This window comes from Labrenzia sp. THAF82, from assembly GCF_009363435.1.
Classification (GTDB): domain Bacteria; phylum Pseudomonadota; class Alphaproteobacteria; order Rhizobiales; family Stappiaceae; genus Roseibium; species Roseibium porphyridii.
Map to the genome: position 1 here is coordinate 3,706,044 of NZ_CP045354.1, position 13,838 is coordinate 3,719,881.

General features: G+C 54.6%; 13 protein-coding genes and 1 tRNA gene. 7 read left to right on the forward strand and 7 right to left on the reverse strand.

Annotated elements, in window-relative coordinates:
• Positions 1-41: 41 nt before the first annotated feature.
• The gene (locus FIV00_RS17120) at positions 42-1,211 is read right to left on the reverse strand and encodes a cysteine desulfurase family protein (RefSeq protein ID WP_152501883.1); all 1,170 of its coding nucleotides are present in this window, start codon (positions 1,209-1,211) and stop codon (positions 42-44) included.
• 293 nt (positions 1,212-1,504) lie between these two features.
• Here FIV00_RS17120 and FIV00_RS17125 point away from each other — a divergent pair, with 293 nt between their 5' ends.
• Positions 1,505-2,173 carry an alpha/beta hydrolase gene (locus tag FIV00_RS17125; RefSeq protein ID WP_152501884.1) on the forward strand — a complete coding sequence of 223 codons (669 nt, stop codon included), beginning with the start codon at positions 1,505-1,507 and terminating at the stop codon, positions 2,171-2,173.
• Positions 2,160-2,708, forward strand: a complete 549-nt coding sequence (locus tag FIV00_RS17130; RefSeq protein WP_152501885.1) for a GNAT family N-acetyltransferase — start codon at positions 2,160-2,162, stop codon at positions 2,706-2,708. Before FIV00_RS17125 ends, FIV00_RS17130 begins: the two co-directional genes overlap by 14 nt.
• A 22-nt stretch (positions 2,709-2,730) precedes the next feature.
• Here the strand turns inward: FIV00_RS17130 and FIV00_RS17135 are convergent, their stop codons facing one another.
• Both FIV00_RS17135 and FIV00_RS17140 read right to left on the reverse strand, forming a co-directional pair.
• Entirely contained in the window at positions 2,731-3,279 is a 549-nt protein-coding gene (locus tag FIV00_RS17135) for a DUF2155 domain-containing protein (protein WP_173006029.1), read from the reverse strand.
• Between the two features lie 107 nt (positions 3,280-3,386).
• On the reverse strand, positions 3,387-6,317 hold the full coding sequence (locus FIV00_RS17140; RefSeq protein WP_152501886.1) for a valine--tRNA ligase: 2,931 nt from the start codon (positions 6,315-6,317) through the stop codon (positions 3,387-3,389).
• Between the two features lie 184 nt (positions 6,318-6,501).
• On the opposite strand from FIV00_RS17140, the gene FIV00_RS17145 reads away from it, so the two are divergent.
• On the forward strand, positions 6,502-6,930 hold the full coding sequence (locus tag FIV00_RS17145; RefSeq protein WP_152501887.1) for a DUF1284 domain-containing protein: 429 nt from the start codon (positions 6,502-6,504) through the stop codon (positions 6,928-6,930).
• Between the two features lie 22 nt (positions 6,931-6,952).
• Here FIV00_RS17145 and FIV00_RS17150 read toward each other — a convergent pair whose 3' ends face one another.
• The 3 genes from FIV00_RS17150 to FIV00_RS17160 form a co-directional block, all read right to left on the reverse strand.
• Complete coding sequence (locus tag FIV00_RS17150) at positions 6,953-7,702, reverse strand: PopZ family protein (RefSeq protein ID WP_152501888.1); 750 nt, start codon at positions 7,700-7,702, stop codon at positions 6,953-6,955.
• A 286-nt stretch (positions 7,703-7,988) separates the two neighbouring features.
• The gene (locus FIV00_RS17155) at positions 7,989-9,377 is read right to left on the reverse strand and encodes a TolC family outer membrane protein (RefSeq protein WP_371419536.1); all 1,389 of its coding nucleotides are present in this window, start codon (positions 9,375-9,377) and stop codon (positions 7,989-7,991) included.
• Between the two features lie 209 nt (positions 9,378-9,586).
• The gene (locus tag FIV00_RS17160; protein WP_152501889.1) at positions 9,587-10,249 is read right to left on the reverse strand and encodes a protein-L-isoaspartate O-methyltransferase; all 663 of its coding nucleotides are present in this window, start codon (positions 10,247-10,249) and stop codon (positions 9,587-9,589) included.
• A gap of 251 nt (positions 10,250-10,500) precedes the next feature.
• On the opposite strand from FIV00_RS17160, the gene FIV00_RS17165 reads away from it, so the two are divergent.
• The 3 genes from FIV00_RS17165 (at position 10,501) to FIV00_RS17175 (ending at position 12,360) form a co-directional block, all read left to right on the forward strand.
• Positions 10,501-10,574 (forward strand) — tRNA-Cys (locus tag FIV00_RS17165).
• 116 nt (positions 10,575-10,690) lie between these two features.
• Complete coding sequence (locus tag FIV00_RS17170; protein WP_152501890.1) at positions 10,691-11,122, forward strand: hypothetical protein; 432 nt, start codon at positions 10,691-10,693, stop codon at positions 11,120-11,122.
• 104 nt (positions 11,123-11,226) lie between these two features.
• The gene (locus tag FIV00_RS17175; RefSeq protein WP_152501891.1) at positions 11,227-12,360 is read left to right on the forward strand and encodes a carboxylate-amine ligase; all 1,134 of its coding nucleotides are present in this window, start codon (positions 11,227-11,229) and stop codon (positions 12,358-12,360) included.
• 32 nt (positions 12,361-12,392) lie between these two features.
• On the opposite strand, the gene FIV00_RS17180 is transcribed toward FIV00_RS17175, so the two are convergent.
• The gene (locus tag FIV00_RS17180) at positions 12,393-12,644 is read right to left on the reverse strand and encodes a hypothetical protein (RefSeq protein WP_152501892.1); all 252 of its coding nucleotides are present in this window, start codon (positions 12,642-12,644) and stop codon (positions 12,393-12,395) included.
• A 184-nt stretch (positions 12,645-12,828) separates the two neighbouring features.
• On the opposite strand from FIV00_RS17180, the gene cobD reads away from it, so the two are divergent.
• On the forward strand, positions 12,829-13,830 hold the full coding sequence (gene cobD, locus FIV00_RS17185) for a threonine-phosphate decarboxylase CobD (protein ID WP_152501893.1): 1,002 nt from the start codon (positions 12,829-12,831) through the stop codon (positions 13,828-13,830).
• Positions 13,831-13,838: the final 8 nt, after the last annotated feature.

Here is a 13,838-nt window from a genome sequence, read left to right on the forward strand (position 1 = left end):
GAACCGCATCTCACTTGCCGGGCAAAGCCCGAATTATCACTTCATGCTGCCCGATGGCGGGCTTGTGGATCCAACCGGTCGATGACCTTCGGCCAAAGCACCAAAAAACGATCTATGTCAGCTTCGCTTGTGTTCCAGCCGAAACTCACGCGCAGCGCGCAACGAGCCAGGTGTTCATCCACGCCCATAGCTGTCAGCACATGGGAAACAGACACTTTTCCGGACGAACATGCCGAGCCCGATGAAAGGGATACGCGCTCCAGATCAAAAGCGATCAAAGCCGTTTCAGCTGAAATGCCTGGAACAGCAAAACAACTTGTGTTTGCCAGACGATCAGATTGTTCGCCGAAGATCACCGTTTTCGAACATGTGGACTGCAAACCCGCCTCAAGACGCGTCTTCATCTCAGCGAACTGGCGCACCTGTTCGAGGTCTTCAAGGGCTTCGATCGCAGCATTTCCAAATCCAACGATCGCAGCCACATTTTCCGTGCCGCCGCGACGCCAGTTTTCCTGACCTCCGCCAACCATCAGCGGTGACGGAACCCGCCCGGTTGTGCGGACGACAATCGCACCAATACCCTGGGGCCCGCCGAATTTGTGGGCTGACAAAGTGACGGCATCGGTCTGCCAGGCGTCGAGATCGATCGCCAATCTCCCGGCGGCCTGCACAGCATCTACGTGGAAAAAGTGCCCGTATTCACGCGCAATCCGACCCACTTCGGAGACCGGTTGAATGACCCCTGTTTCGTTGTTTGCGGCCATGACGGAAATCAGACCCGGTTCCGCATTCGCAACCAGCTCTTCAAGTTTTCCAAGATCAATCAGGCCATCTGACGTCACTGGGACGACTTCCTGATCGGCCACAGCAAAGCGCCCACCCGTCATCACGGAGGGATGTTCAACGGCGCTAATGAACAGCTTGTCCAAATAGACAGGCACGCCCTGGTCCTGCCAGGCGGGCGCAAGCGCAGTCATATTGGCCTCGGTACCGCCGGATACAAATGTCACAGCGCGTGTTTTGACGTTGCAAAGTTGCGCGACCTTTTCTCGGGCATCCTCGATACGGCCCCGCGCCTTGCGACCATGGCTATGAACGGATGAACCATTGCCGACCTCTCCCATGACCTCAATCATGGCCTCGCGCACCGCCGGACGCATAGGAGCGCCTGCGTTATGATCGAGATAGATTGGGTCTGAAAGACGCGGCATGACACCTCTAGAGCCTGAATCAGCATTCTTCTGAATTCGAATTTCCGCTTTATCGTCAGACAGATGTGCGAAAAACCTTGATATTTTTCGCTGCGGTGACGATAACACCCCCCAATCGGATGACCCGAGCGTTGCCGTCATTGGCTGGCGGTGCGAAGTTTCGAATAATTCTAAACAAGGTTCTAGAAACTCGGAGGCTAAGAGTCAAGTTTAGACTTACGGGTAATCACGTATCTGACCCCAATCCGCGCATCGCATTAAATGCGCCACAAATGACAAGGACATCGCACTTCATGCCTGAGGTGATCTTTAACGGTCCCGCCGGCCGGCTCGAGGGCCGGTTCCATCCCGCGAAAAAACGCAACGCACCTATCGCACTGGTCTTGCATCTTCATCCGCAGTTTGGCGGGACGATGAACAACCAGATCGTCTACCAGATGTACTACATGTTCGCCCGGCGCGGTTTTGCGGTGCTACGGTTCAATTTCAGAGGTGTCGGACGGTCACAGGGGACATTTGATCACGGACAGGGCGAACTTTCCGACGCCGCAGCGGCACTTGACTGGGTGCAGACTGTTCACACCGACGCGCGCGCGTGCTGGATTGCCGGATTTTCCTTCGGAGCCTGGATCGGCATGCAGCTCCTGATGCGGCGCCCGGAAGTGGAAGGCTTCATTTCCGTTGCACCACCTGCGAACCTGCACGACTTTTCGTTTCTTGCCCCCTGCCCGTCTTCCGGTCTGATTGTCCACGGTGACAACGACAAGGTAGTACCGCAAAAAGACGTTCAGACGCTTGTCGACAAGTTGAAGACCCAAAAAGGTATCGTGATCGATCACGAGACAATTCCCGGTGCCAATCACTTCTTTGAAAATGATATGGACGATCTGATGGATCGATGCGGAACATATGTTGACGGCCGGCTCGGCCTGACGCCAGCCGACTACGTTGACATCGACTGATTTCGTTTCGCAAGGCCCGCCACCTGGCGGGCTTTTCTTTTCAGGTGTTGAAATGGTTTCAAGCGACGGCAATCTGACGATCCGCCCGGCTGATCTCGGCGACTTTGACGCCGTTTCCGCGCTCTTCGATTACCTCAATCCGAAGGACGTTCATGCGGACGACCTGCTCAAACGAAAAACCTTCGAACGTCTCATCAAACACCCGGGTCTGACGGTTCTGATTGCCTCGATAGATGCGGTCCCGGTCGGTTCATGCACACTTGTTGTGGTTCCAAACATGACGCGCGGCTGCGCACCTTACGCACTGATCGAAAATGTCGTCACCCATAAAGATCGGCGAGGTCTGGGCATTGGAAAGAAGGTCCTGTCGGAGGCAATTCGTCTGGCTTGGCAAGCAGGTTGCTTCAAGATCATGCTGATGTCCGGTGCGGACAACGCGAAAGCCCACAAGTTCTATGAAAGCCTCGGTTTCAAGACTTCAAAGAGAGGCTTTGAACTGAGAGCAGAAGGGTACCCCAAACGCGAACTCACCTGAGACAACTTTTTTTCTGAAACAATCAGCCCTGGAATGGCTTCGGCCGGGGAACACCAGGCCCGCTCTCGACGCCATCATCCGGCCCGGCCAGCGGGTCTTCACCCTCTGCAACAACTCCCTTGATCGGAGGCCCGTCATAGTCTTCCGGTGGCGGCACAGTCGAGGCCAGCTTGCAGTTGGTCAGCCAGATGTCATAGACGGGGTGCTCAACGGCATGAAGCCCAGGGCTTGCAGCATACATCCAGCCTGAGAAGATGCGCCGAACTTCGTTGTTCAGCGTTATCTCATCGACCTGTACAAATCCTGTTGTCAGGGGCGATTCGGTTTGTGGACGCGTATGGCAAACCCTTGGTGTCACCTGCAGAGCACCGAATTGGACCGTTTCGCCAATATAGACATCGAACGAGATGATCCGGCCCGTAATCTTGTCGAGGCCCGAGAAGACCGCGACAGGGTTTTCAATTTTTTCCGATTGAGCAGCGGCACCTGACGCAGACATGGCCAAAGAAGCGACCGCAAGACCAGTCAGTAGATGTTTCGCCGCTTTCAATGCGTCAATCAAGGTGACCATCTGCTTCTTTTCGAATCCCTTGGACCAGCATAACGAAGTTTCCTTCAGCCGCGCTAGCACCGAATTACGGCCCGGAAAAGACGACGCTTGACCGGACCGAAAATCATTTAGCCAATTTCCGAAAGCCGTTTCAGGGCGATCTGAACCTTTTCCAGCTTTTCAGAGGATTCGGCCACCTTTTCCCGTTCGCCTTCAACAACTTCTTCCGGCGCCTTTTCAACGAACTTCGGATTTGCCAGCTTCTTTTCGATCTTGGAAATCTCGCCCTGGAGTTTTCCAATCTCCTTTTCGAGCCGCGCTTTTTCCGCACCAAGGTCGATAACCCCGGCAAGCGGCAGGCTTACTGTAGCTTCGCCCACAATAATCTGAGCCGATCCGGACGGTGCAACATCGGCAAGCTCCACGCTTTCACCGCGAGCAAGGCGCAATATGGCAGCTTCATGCGTAGACAGCCGAGACCTGGTCTGATCGCTTGCCCCGGCAACGACGATATTGACCTTTGCCCCTGCCGGCACGTTCATTTCGGCGCGAACCGACCGAATTTCAGAAATGAATGTCACCAGCCAATTGATTTCGGCCGCGGCATTGCTGTCTGAAACAAGCGCTTCCGGCCACGCGGTCAGCATCAGCAGGTTGTCGGCCCTAACGCCTTCATCGCCAAGACGTTCCCAAAGCTCTTCCGTCAGGAACGGCATAAAGGGATGGAGAACCTTCAAAATCTCATCGATCGCCCAGGCCGTGGTTGCTCGGGTTTCTGTCTTTGCCTCTTCGTCCTCACCGTTGAAGATCGGTTTGGCCAGCTCCAGATACCAGTCACAGAAGGTGTTCCAGGTGAAGCGATAAACGGCCCCGGCGGCATCGTTGAAACGATAGTCCTCAAGCGCGGCAGTTACTTCAGCCGTGCAGCGGCCCATTTCGGTCGCGATCCAGCGGTTCAATGTATGTCGGGTTGCTTCAGGATCGAAGCCTTCAACACGCGCGCAACCGTTCATTTCAGCAAACCTGGACGCATTCCAAAGCTTTGTGGCAAACCGTTGTCCGCCTTCAGCTGCCTGATCGGACATTCGCAAAGTGCGGCGCGCCTGGACTTCCTGACTTGCAAGTGCGAAGCGCGTCGCATCCGCGCCGAAACGATCGATCAAATCGAGAGGATCGATAACATTTCCAGTCGATTTGGACATTTTCTTGCCCTTGCCATCGACCACGATCGAGTTGAAATAGACCGTGTGGAACGGCACTTCGCCCATAAAATGAATGCCCTGCATCATCATTCTGGCGACCCAGAAGAAGATGATATCAAGACCTGTGACCAACACGTCCGTTTTGTAATATCGCTGAAGTTCCGGCGTTTCATTCGGCCACCCCAACGTTGAAAACGGCCAGAGCGCTGACGAGAACCATGTGTCCAGAACATCCGGATCTCGCGTCAAAGCCTTTCCGTTGGCCATTTCAATAGCTTCGGCTTCAGTCTGTGCGCAATACTCGTTGCCCTCAGCGTCGTACCAGACTGGAATCTGGTGTCCCCACCAGAGTTGGCGCGAAATACACCAGGGCTGAATGTCATCCAGCCAATTGAAGTACGTTTTGTCCGCGTTGCCTGGTATCAGCTTCGTCGAGCCGTCCTTGACCGCCTGCAACGCGGGTCCAGTCAGTTTCTTGGCGTCGACAAACCACTGATCGGTCAACATCGGTTCGATAACGACTTTCGACCTGTCGCCAAAGGGCTGCATGATCTTCTTGGATTCGACCAAAGGCAACTCTGTCGGCCCTTCCTCGTCTTCTCCAAGTGGACGGACAATTGCCCTGCCAAGCGGATGCCAGTCCGGTGTCTGACCTTTCATCCAGGTGACCTCAGGGTGATCGCTAGGCACCATGACCGCCAGTCCTTCGGCAGTGATTTGCTCTACAACCCGCTTGCGCGCCTCGAAGCGATCCAGGCCACGCAGGTCGTCTGGAACGATGTTGATGAGATCGACTTCGTTGATGGACATTTCTGCACCATCAATGATCGCCTGTGCCTTCACAGCTTCTTCAACATACGGAGCCCCGTCGGAGCGCATGGCGCCCCTGGTGTCCATCAGGCGGTACATCGGGATCTTGTTGCGTTGCGCAACGCCATTGTCGTTGAAGTCATGCGCGCCGGTAATCTTGACCGCGCCTGAACCGAAATCCGGGTCCGGATAGTCGTCCGTGATGATCGGTATCAAGCGTCGGTGCTCTTTCGGCCCTACTGGAATTTCACAGAGCTTGCCGATAATCGGCCTGTAGCGCTCATCGTCGGGGTGAACAGCAACCGCACCGTCGCCGAGCATCGTTTCCGGGCGTGTGGTCGCGATAGAGATGTAGTCGCGGGTTTCGCGAAGGGTAATGTTCCCCTCCTCGTCCTTTTCGACGTACTCATACGTTTCACCGCTGGCCAGAGGGTACTTGAAGTGCCACATGTGGCCATCGGTTTCGATGTTCTCAACTTCAAGGTCCGAAATTGCGGTTTCGAATTTCGGATCCCAGTTGACGAGCCGCTTGGACTTGTAAATCAGACCTTCATTGTAAAGGTCGACAAAGACTTTCAGAACGGCTGCCGACAGGTTTGGCGACATCGTGAATTCGGTTCGGCTCCAATCGCATGAAGCCCCCAACCGTTTCAGCTGACCGAGAATTGTTCCTTCAGATTTACGCTTTTGCTCCCAGACTCGTTCAACGAACGCTTCACGGCCCATTTCGCGCCGTCCAGGCTGTTGAGTTTCCATCAACTCGCGCTCGACAACCATCTGAGTGGCGATGCCGGCATGGTCGGTTCCCGGTTGCCAGAGGACATCAAAACCCTGCATGCGCTTCCAGCGAATGAGAATATCCTGGAGCGTGTTGTTAAGCGCGTGTCCCATGTGCAGTGAGCCCGTCACATTGGGAGGCGGAATTACGATGGAAAAAGCATCAGCGCCATCCTTGGCACCAGCACCGGCCTTGAATGCCTCGGCCTTTTCCCAGGTTTCGTAAATCCGCGGCTCAACGCTGGCCGCATTGTAAGTCTTATCCAGCATCAGGGTCACTCGTTGGGAGGATAAAAGTCTAAATTCGTGAGCACCCGTGTAAATCTGATGCTCAGCCTCAAGTCAACAGCCGATAGATGTGAAACAATGTCCAATGGCTGGCAAATCAGGCCGATGGGCCAAAGCTGAGAGAAGTCGCCTTTGGCGCTGAGCAATTTCCTGCCATAAGCGATAAATGACTGTCTCGATCCGACCGCATCACCTCTTATGTATGCTGACCTACCTTGGGCGGGGGTACACACCCGATTTCGTCAAGAACTATGATCAGATCATCGCGCGTTTAAATGAGGGTGAAGCTGTGCAGCTTGTTTCCGGGCCGGACGATATCTGCACACCGATGTTGGACGAAGCCGGTTGCCATTGTCACAATGACAGTGTTCGAACTCGGGATGAAATGGCGGCGCGCCAGATTGGCTCTCTTCTCAAAACCAGCCTTGAAACCAAAATGGCATTGCGTCTTACGGCATCACAGGTGGCCGCGTTAAGGGCCGCTTTCGCAGACGAGTCCATTCGAGCAGGATGTGAAGGCTGCGAATGGCACGATCTGTGTTCCAGCATCGCATCCAAAAAATATAGGGGGTGCCATTTAGCACCCCCTGACTGATTGTCATAGCTGAACAGGAACTCTATCGGCGGCGCGTTACACGCTGGATTTCCTTTTGCACCATCTGCTCGACCATTCCAGGCAAATGTTGATCGAGCCAGGCCTTCAGCATTGGACGGAGCATTTCCTTGACAAGCTCTTCCACGGTCTGGGCTTGAGAGCCGACAAACATGTTCGACAAATTGTCGAATGCAGCATGTACGGCTTCACCCGTGTTGTTGGAAGTCAAAGGCGCGTCATCGGCGACCGTTGGAAGATCGTCCGGGATAGGCATGTCCATCGCCATTTCCGGCTCAGGCATAGCTTCCGGTTCGGGCTCTGGCTCAGCGTCTTCCACTGGAGCTTCTGCAAACGATAGGTCGCCCTCGGCCCCTTCAAGGTCTTCGGCAAGTCCCTCGACCATCTCCATTTCGTCTGGAACCGCCAATTCCTCGGTCAGTTCAAGAATGTCTTCTTCTTCTTCGTCTTCGGCTGCGTCTGCTTCCATGGCCGCAGCCATGTCGTCGACGTCTTCACCGCCAGTATCGTCTTCACTTTCAATGTCATCGTCATCGCTGCTCATATCGAACAGCTTGTCGAGATCGTCCTGGGACATTTCGGAGGCATCGCCCATATCGTCAGCCGCCTCTTCTGCTACTGGGGTTTCAACTTCTTCACTTGCATCGGCTTCGCCAGAGTCAGCACCTTGGGAATCCTCGTCGGATATAATACGGCGGATCGATGCGAGGATTTCCTCCATCGACGGCTCGTCAGCCTTTTTCGCCTGTGCCATGCCTTCCCCCGTACTTGCCGGCTACGCTACCGAACACTCAGCCAATGCTGAATGATTCGTTAATCGAAATTATGCGGGTCAATAAGAAACGCGCAAAGCAAGCGCACCCATTACCAACGCCTTTTCCCCTCTTAAGTCGGATTTAGGCGTTGCAAGAGACCATTTCTCAAGAAATTCACATCTGAAAATCGCAATTTCAACGACATGAAGCGTATGAGCTGTCTGCCCATACGCTTCAACTACAGTGCAGCTTTCACTGCATTATCAATAAGATTTGCCGAAAAGCCTAGCGACCGTCAGGTGTGCGAAGACCAATCCACTGGTCACGAACCGCCTTGTAGTGCTGCTTGGGATTGTAGCGGGCAACACTCAGCCCGAGACTGTCCGCATCGAGACGCCCGATAGCAGAAACAAGCTGATATCCGCCGATGATCCGATTGCGCTGCGCGGTTACCAAATTGGACTGCTGTGTCACGAGTTCACGCTGCGCGTCCAGAACGTCCAATGTCGTCCGCTGACCCACACGCTGTTCTTCAATGACACCTTCAAGAGCCAACTGCTGTGCTTCGACCGCCGCTTGAGCCGCAACAATCGACGCTTCGGCAGCTTGATAGACGCCCCAGGCTGAAATCACGTTCGCGCGCACCTGATCTCGGGTGACATCCAGCTGAAGACGGGTCTGCCCCAATTCTTCTTTTGCCTGACGTACCCGAGAGGAAACGCCACCGCCCTGATAGATGGGGATGCTGACATTTCCGAATATTTGTGCGTTGTCGCTTTCATCCGCAAATGCGGAGGGGTTCCAGGTTCTTGAAATACTACCATCCAACGTCACTGTCGGCAGCAGCTCACCTTCAATTGCCTTGATGTTGAAAAGTGCGGCGTCAACCAGATGCTGGGCCTGCCGGATCAGCGGCTGGTGCGTTTCACTGAGCTGCATGGCCTGATCAAGCGACTTCGGCACAACACGGTTGATCGAGGTATCCGCTGACAAACTGCGGGCTTCGATCCCTATGACCTGACGATAAATGGCCCGGCTGGTGTTCAGGTTGGCAAGTGCGGTGTTCAGACTTGCGCGCGCTTCCGCCGCCCGCGCTTCAGCCTGGCTGACATCGGTCCGTGTTCCCTCGCCTACGTCAAAACGGTCACGTGCCGCGCGCACCTGTTCCTGAAGGAAGGCCAGGTCACTGCGTTGAAGCGACACGAGCGCGGTATCACGGATGACGTCAACATAAGCAGTTGCAGCGCTCAAAAGCGTGTCCTGCTCCGTTGAACTCAGGCTTTCGCGCTGTGCTCGCACAACGGCCTCGGCCTGACGCGTGGAATTGATTGTCCGGAACCCGCGAAACAATGTCTGACTGATCGTCAGAGATATCGAGGCATTGTTGCGGTAATCGATGTTGCCATCTGTTCCATTGGCAAGGCGTCCGGCAGAACCTGACGCGGTAATTGTCGGACGCCACCCCGACAGCGCTTGAGGCACATTCTCATCAACTCCGCGAAGCTGCGCGCGAGCGGCGTTCAGCGTCGGATTGTTGGAATATGCTAGCGCTAAAGATTCGCGAATCGTTTCTGCCTGCGCGGCAGACATGCCCCCCGTCAAGGATCCGCTGGAAACGCTCGCCATAAGCCCAACAGTTATGGCCACTGCTTTCAGTGTTGAACGACCAGACACGCCGTACTCCTTCCGGGTCACCCTACTCGACAGTGTTGAGTAAACTGATGGGTGTTATTCTTCAACTGTTTGCGATCAAGAAAATCCGTTTTTCGACGAGTGAGGCATTGGTGCAACAAGTCGGACGTCCAACGACTGATCAATTCGTTCTGCAACAAAAAAGCCCGCCAAAAAAGGCGGGCCAAATAACTTAAGAAGCGCAGAAAAACCTAGAATTCGAATTCTTCCGTTTTCTCAAATCCGGGCAGCAGGCTGACCGAAGCGTTGAAGCCGAACACGCTGCCGATAACACCGTCGGAATTTCGATAGAGCTTGGCAGTTCCTGAACCGCCCTGTCCTTCGACAACCGTCAGCCGCCCACCGGGCTTCAGCTGCTTGGTCAGTTCATCGGGCAGAACCTCAACAGCGCCATCAATCAGAATGACATCGTAAGGTCCTTCGGATGCAAACCCTTTGTTCAGTGCGCCTTCAACCACCACGGCGTTTTCGATCCCAAGCTCAACGAGGATTTCAGTCGCTGTTTTTGCAAGTTCTTCATTTTCTTCCAGTGCAACCACGGAAGCTGCCAGCTTGGAAACGACCGCAGCACTGTAGCCTGTCCCTGCGCCCACGACGAGGACCACATCGCCTTCCCGGATTTCAGACAGCTGCACCAGCTTGCCAAAAATATGCGGTTTCATGACGACCCGGCCGCTGTCAGTCGGACCGACTGGCAGGTCTTCATCGATATATGCGACGGCTTTTTTTGAGGCCGGTACAAAACGCTCCCGAGGAACCAGTTCCATTGCGTCCAGGATCCTGTGGTCGGTCACGTCGTTCGTGCGCAGCTGGTTGTCCACCATCTTGCGGCGCGACTGGCTAAAGTCCGTCATATCGGCCCTCATATTTGACTCGCCGAGCGTCCGGCGCCTCTCAAGTGACGTTCATTAGCGATGCGGAAGCGCCCTGACAAGTATCAGAAACTGCGGATGCCCCGCCATTTCCAGGTTTTGGGTGCTTTTCACACGGTGAACATTTGCCTCCAAGATTTCAAATCGGCGACCGGTGGATATTTTCTGCTGCCGGAATTCAGGACTTGACCAACGCGTACAACTGTTTGATAAGGCGCGGCACACCACCAAGAGGCCCTGTGGCGGAGTGGTGACGCAGCGGATTGCAAATCCGTGTACACCGGTTCGATTCCGGTCGGGGCCTCCATTTATTCTCATTGTTCGACCTGCTGGTTCAAAATGCTTCAGCATTGCGGCTGATTGTGCATTTCCCTTACGGCATGTTAGCGTTTTCCCTCTGTTCCCAAACATTGAGGAAAGCCAATGAAACCGCCTTCCAATCCAGCCGCCGCTTTGAAAAAGCCCGCTCGCGCTGTGACTACATCGACGATGAAACGCGTGGAACCGCCCCGCCCCAGGAAAACCCCTCAAGTCGTATCTCAGTCCGGCAACAGCGATCAGGTAGTTGAGGCTATTCGTCAGCGGGTCAACGATCTCGAAGCCAGGCTGGGCGAGCTTGAAAGCATCATCACGCTGCAAAATCAGGACGTTATCATCAGCGCGCCGAAAAGCGTTCTCATTCAGGGCCTTGATACAGTCGAAATCTCTGCTGGAAGCAAGCTCAAGTTCGCGGCTTCAATTTCAGAGAGCAGCACTGCTATCGCCAAATTTTCCGGCATCGTGGAATGCGACGTCCTTAAGGCCAACACCGTTATGGGAGCTGCCTATACGCCTGGAGCTGGAAACATCTGGTAACCTTTTGATATGCATCGCAGATTGCTTAAGTCCGAAACTTTGTTTGCCAAATAGGCAGTTTTTCTGCCTTGATGAGGCAAAACAAATATTCGGAAGGTTCCTTGATGAAAGAACCAAGTTTCAGCATTGGTGTCGAAGAAGAATATCTTCTCGTAGACAAGTCGAGCCGCAAACTGGCGAGCAGCCCGCCTCCTGAGCTCTTTCAGGCCTGTGAGAGCGCGTTGGAGGGCCGGGTCAGTCCGGAGTTTCTGCGCTGCCAGATCGAGGTCGGCACACCGGTTTGCATGACACTGGCTGAGGTTCGTGCTGAACTTTCCTATTTCCGCAAGACAATCACTCAGGAGGCGTCCCAATTCAATTTGGCCCCGATTGCCGCTTCCACGCACCCGTTTGCGGAATGGACAGATCAGCCGCACACCAACAAGGAACGCTATAACGAAATCGCCAGAACCATGCAGGTGGTCGCCAAACGGATGTTGATTTGCGGCATGCACGTGCATGTCGGGATAGAAGATGAAGAACTTCGGATCGAACTGTTCAATCAACTTTCCTATTTTCTGCCACATCTTCTGGCACTCAGCACCTCGTCACCCTTTTGGCGCGGACGCAGGACGGGATTGAAGTCCTACCGCCTGTCCGTTTTCAACGAGTTGCCAAGGACCGGTCTGCCGCCACGTTTTGAGAGCAACTACGAGTACCGGCACACGGTCGACATTCTGACGAATGCCGGCGTAATCGAGGATGCCACCAAAATCTGGTGGGACCTTCGCCCGTCAGACCGGTTTCCCACTTTGGAAATGCGCGTAACGGATGTCTGCCCGCGTTTGGACGATGCCATTGCCATTGCCGCTCTCTATCGATGCTTGTGCAGAATGCTGTTTCGGCTTCGCCGTGCAAACCAAAGCTGGCGCAGGTACTCACGCTTTCTATTGTCGGAGAATCGCTGGCAGGCCCAACGTCACGGTACGGCGGTGCGACTGATCGACTTCGGCCGCAACGAAACCGTTCCATTCATTGATCTGATTGACGAAATGATTGAACTGGTCTGGCCCGACGCAGAACATTTTGGCTGCGAGAGCGACCTCATGCACATCCGGGAAATTGCGACCAGGGGAACATCAGCGGATAAACAGCTGGCGCTTGCCGGAGAAATTTCAGAAGACAGCCAACTGCCTCAGGAAACACTGGACAGGATGGTTGATCATCTGATTGAGGAAACCCAGGCAGGACTCACCTAGTTCAACAGGTGGCAGGTGCAATCCAATTCCCTTCACCGCGTTGAAACGCTTCTTGGCGGCGTGCCATGTGCTTTGGTGTAAAAGTAATTCTCCTTTCCAGTCAGGACAAAGGCAAACTCGTCGATTTCGGAAATGACGGCTTTTGCGGATCTGGCCAAACCGGACCTTGGACGCATGCATCGCTGCGCTTCGATCAAGGACGCCCTGGCAGCCGAAAGCGCCGACAAGAGGTCTTCTCGTTCAATTTCATTGGCTTTTGATTGGCTGCGTCGGCCTGTCGTCATAAAACTCTCCGGACAAAGAGATGCATTTGTTCGCTATTTGTTCTTTTTAGCGACCGAGTGTTCTTGCTGTCAATCTGTGCTTTTGACAAGGGCATGTCGTTTCCGTCGGTGACCTGTCGCTGCAAATCGGTTACGCGTTTCGCTCTGATGCTCAAATCCGAAGCGATTGGCGAGGGACAATTTGATGGAACACGGCGGGGACCTTACGCGCGCGATGGAACAGTATGGCGGCACACGCGCCGACTGGCTGGATCTGTCAACCGGCATCAACCCACATTCCTATCCATTGCCTGGCTCGGTCACCAAGACGGCATGGACGGATCTGCCGGCCAGGGCAGGTCAGGAACGACTGATCACCGCTGCGCGGCGCGCCTATGCCATTCCGGATCATCTGGGCGTCGTCGCCGCACCTGGCACACAGCTTCTTATTTCCCTGTTGCCATCCGTGCTGTCGGACGGACCCGTCGCGCTCACCTCCCCCAGTTACACCAGCCACAAAGCCGTCTGGGTTCGCGAGAAATGCGATTTGGTCGAGTTGTCCAGCATCTATGCGGTTCCGGAAAGCGCTAAAATTGTGGTGCTGGTCAATCCGAACAACCCCGATGGTCAACTGATTGACGTGAAGAGCCTCTTGGAGATCGCAAGATCGCTGACAGACAAGGGCGGATTCCTGGTCGTGGATGAAGCCTTTGCGGATGTGGTGCCCGGTTCCAGCATCTTGCCCCACGTCGCTGGCGAAAACGTTGTGGTGCTAAGATCATTCGGCAAGTTTTTCGGCCTCGCCGGACTTCGTCTCGGATTTCTTGCGGGTACCAAGACCGTGACAGAAAACATGTCGTCGATCCTGGAGAGCTGGAGCTTGAGCGGTCCAGCGATCGAAATCGGCACATCTGCGCTCAAAGACACCGACTGGCAGAAAAAAATGTCAGGTCAACTGGCAGATGAGATGGCCGATCTGACGCTTTGCCTCTCCCAGAACAACTTGAGTGTTTTTGGTGGAACGCCGCTTTACGCGCTGGCAGGACTGCGGGACGCTTCGAAACTGCATCAGGCACTGGCGCGCCGACATATCTGGACGCGGATATTTGACTATGCTCCAACCTGGATCCGGTTCGGATTGCCGGGAAGCGCAGAAAATCTGGAACGCCTTTCCGACGCGCTCACTGAAATTCAGGCCGAGAGTTGATCTACAAC

Bases quoted from the DNA above. Each gene is read 5' to 3' on its own strand.
- FIV00_RS17140 (WP_152501886.1), bottom strand. From the start codon at position 6,317: ATGCTGGATAAGACTTACAATGCGGCCAGCGTTGAGCCGCGGATTTAC.
- FIV00_RS17175 (WP_152501891.1), top strand. From the start codon at position 11,227: ATGAAAGAACCAAGTTTCAGCATTGGTGTCGAAGAAGAATATCTTCTC.
- FIV00_RS17125 (WP_152501884.1), top strand. From the start codon at position 1,505: ATGCCTGAGGTGATCTTTAACGGTCCCGCCGGCCGGCTCGAGGGCCGG.
- FIV00_RS17160 (WP_152501889.1), bottom strand. From the start codon at position 10,249: ATGACGGACTTTAGCCAGTCGCGCCGCAAGATGGTGGACAACCAGCTG.
- FIV00_RS17180 (WP_152501892.1), bottom strand. From the start codon at position 12,644: ATGACGACAGGCCGACGCAGCCAATCAAAAGCCAATGAAATTGAACGA.
- FIV00_RS17135 (WP_173006029.1), bottom strand. From the start codon at position 3,279: ATGGTCACCTTGATTGACGCATTGAAAGCGGCGAAACATCTACTGACT.
- cobD (WP_152501893.1), top strand. From the start codon at position 12,829: ATGGAACACGGCGGGGACCTTACGCGCGCGATGGAACAGTATGGCGGC.
- FIV00_RS17120 (WP_152501883.1), bottom strand. From the start codon at position 1,211: ATGCCGCGTCTTTCAGACCCAATCTATCTCGATCATAACGCAGGCGCT.
- FIV00_RS17170 (WP_152501890.1), top strand. From the start codon at position 10,691: ATGAAACCGCCTTCCAATCCAGCCGCCGCTTTGAAAAAGCCCGCTCGC.
- FIV00_RS17145 (WP_152501887.1), top strand. From the start codon at position 6,502: ATGACTGTCTCGATCCGACCGCATCACCTCTTATGTATGCTGACCTAC.
- FIV00_RS17150 (WP_152501888.1), bottom strand. From the start codon at position 7,702: ATGGCACAGGCGAAAAAGGCTGACGAGCCGTCGATGGAGGAAATCCTC.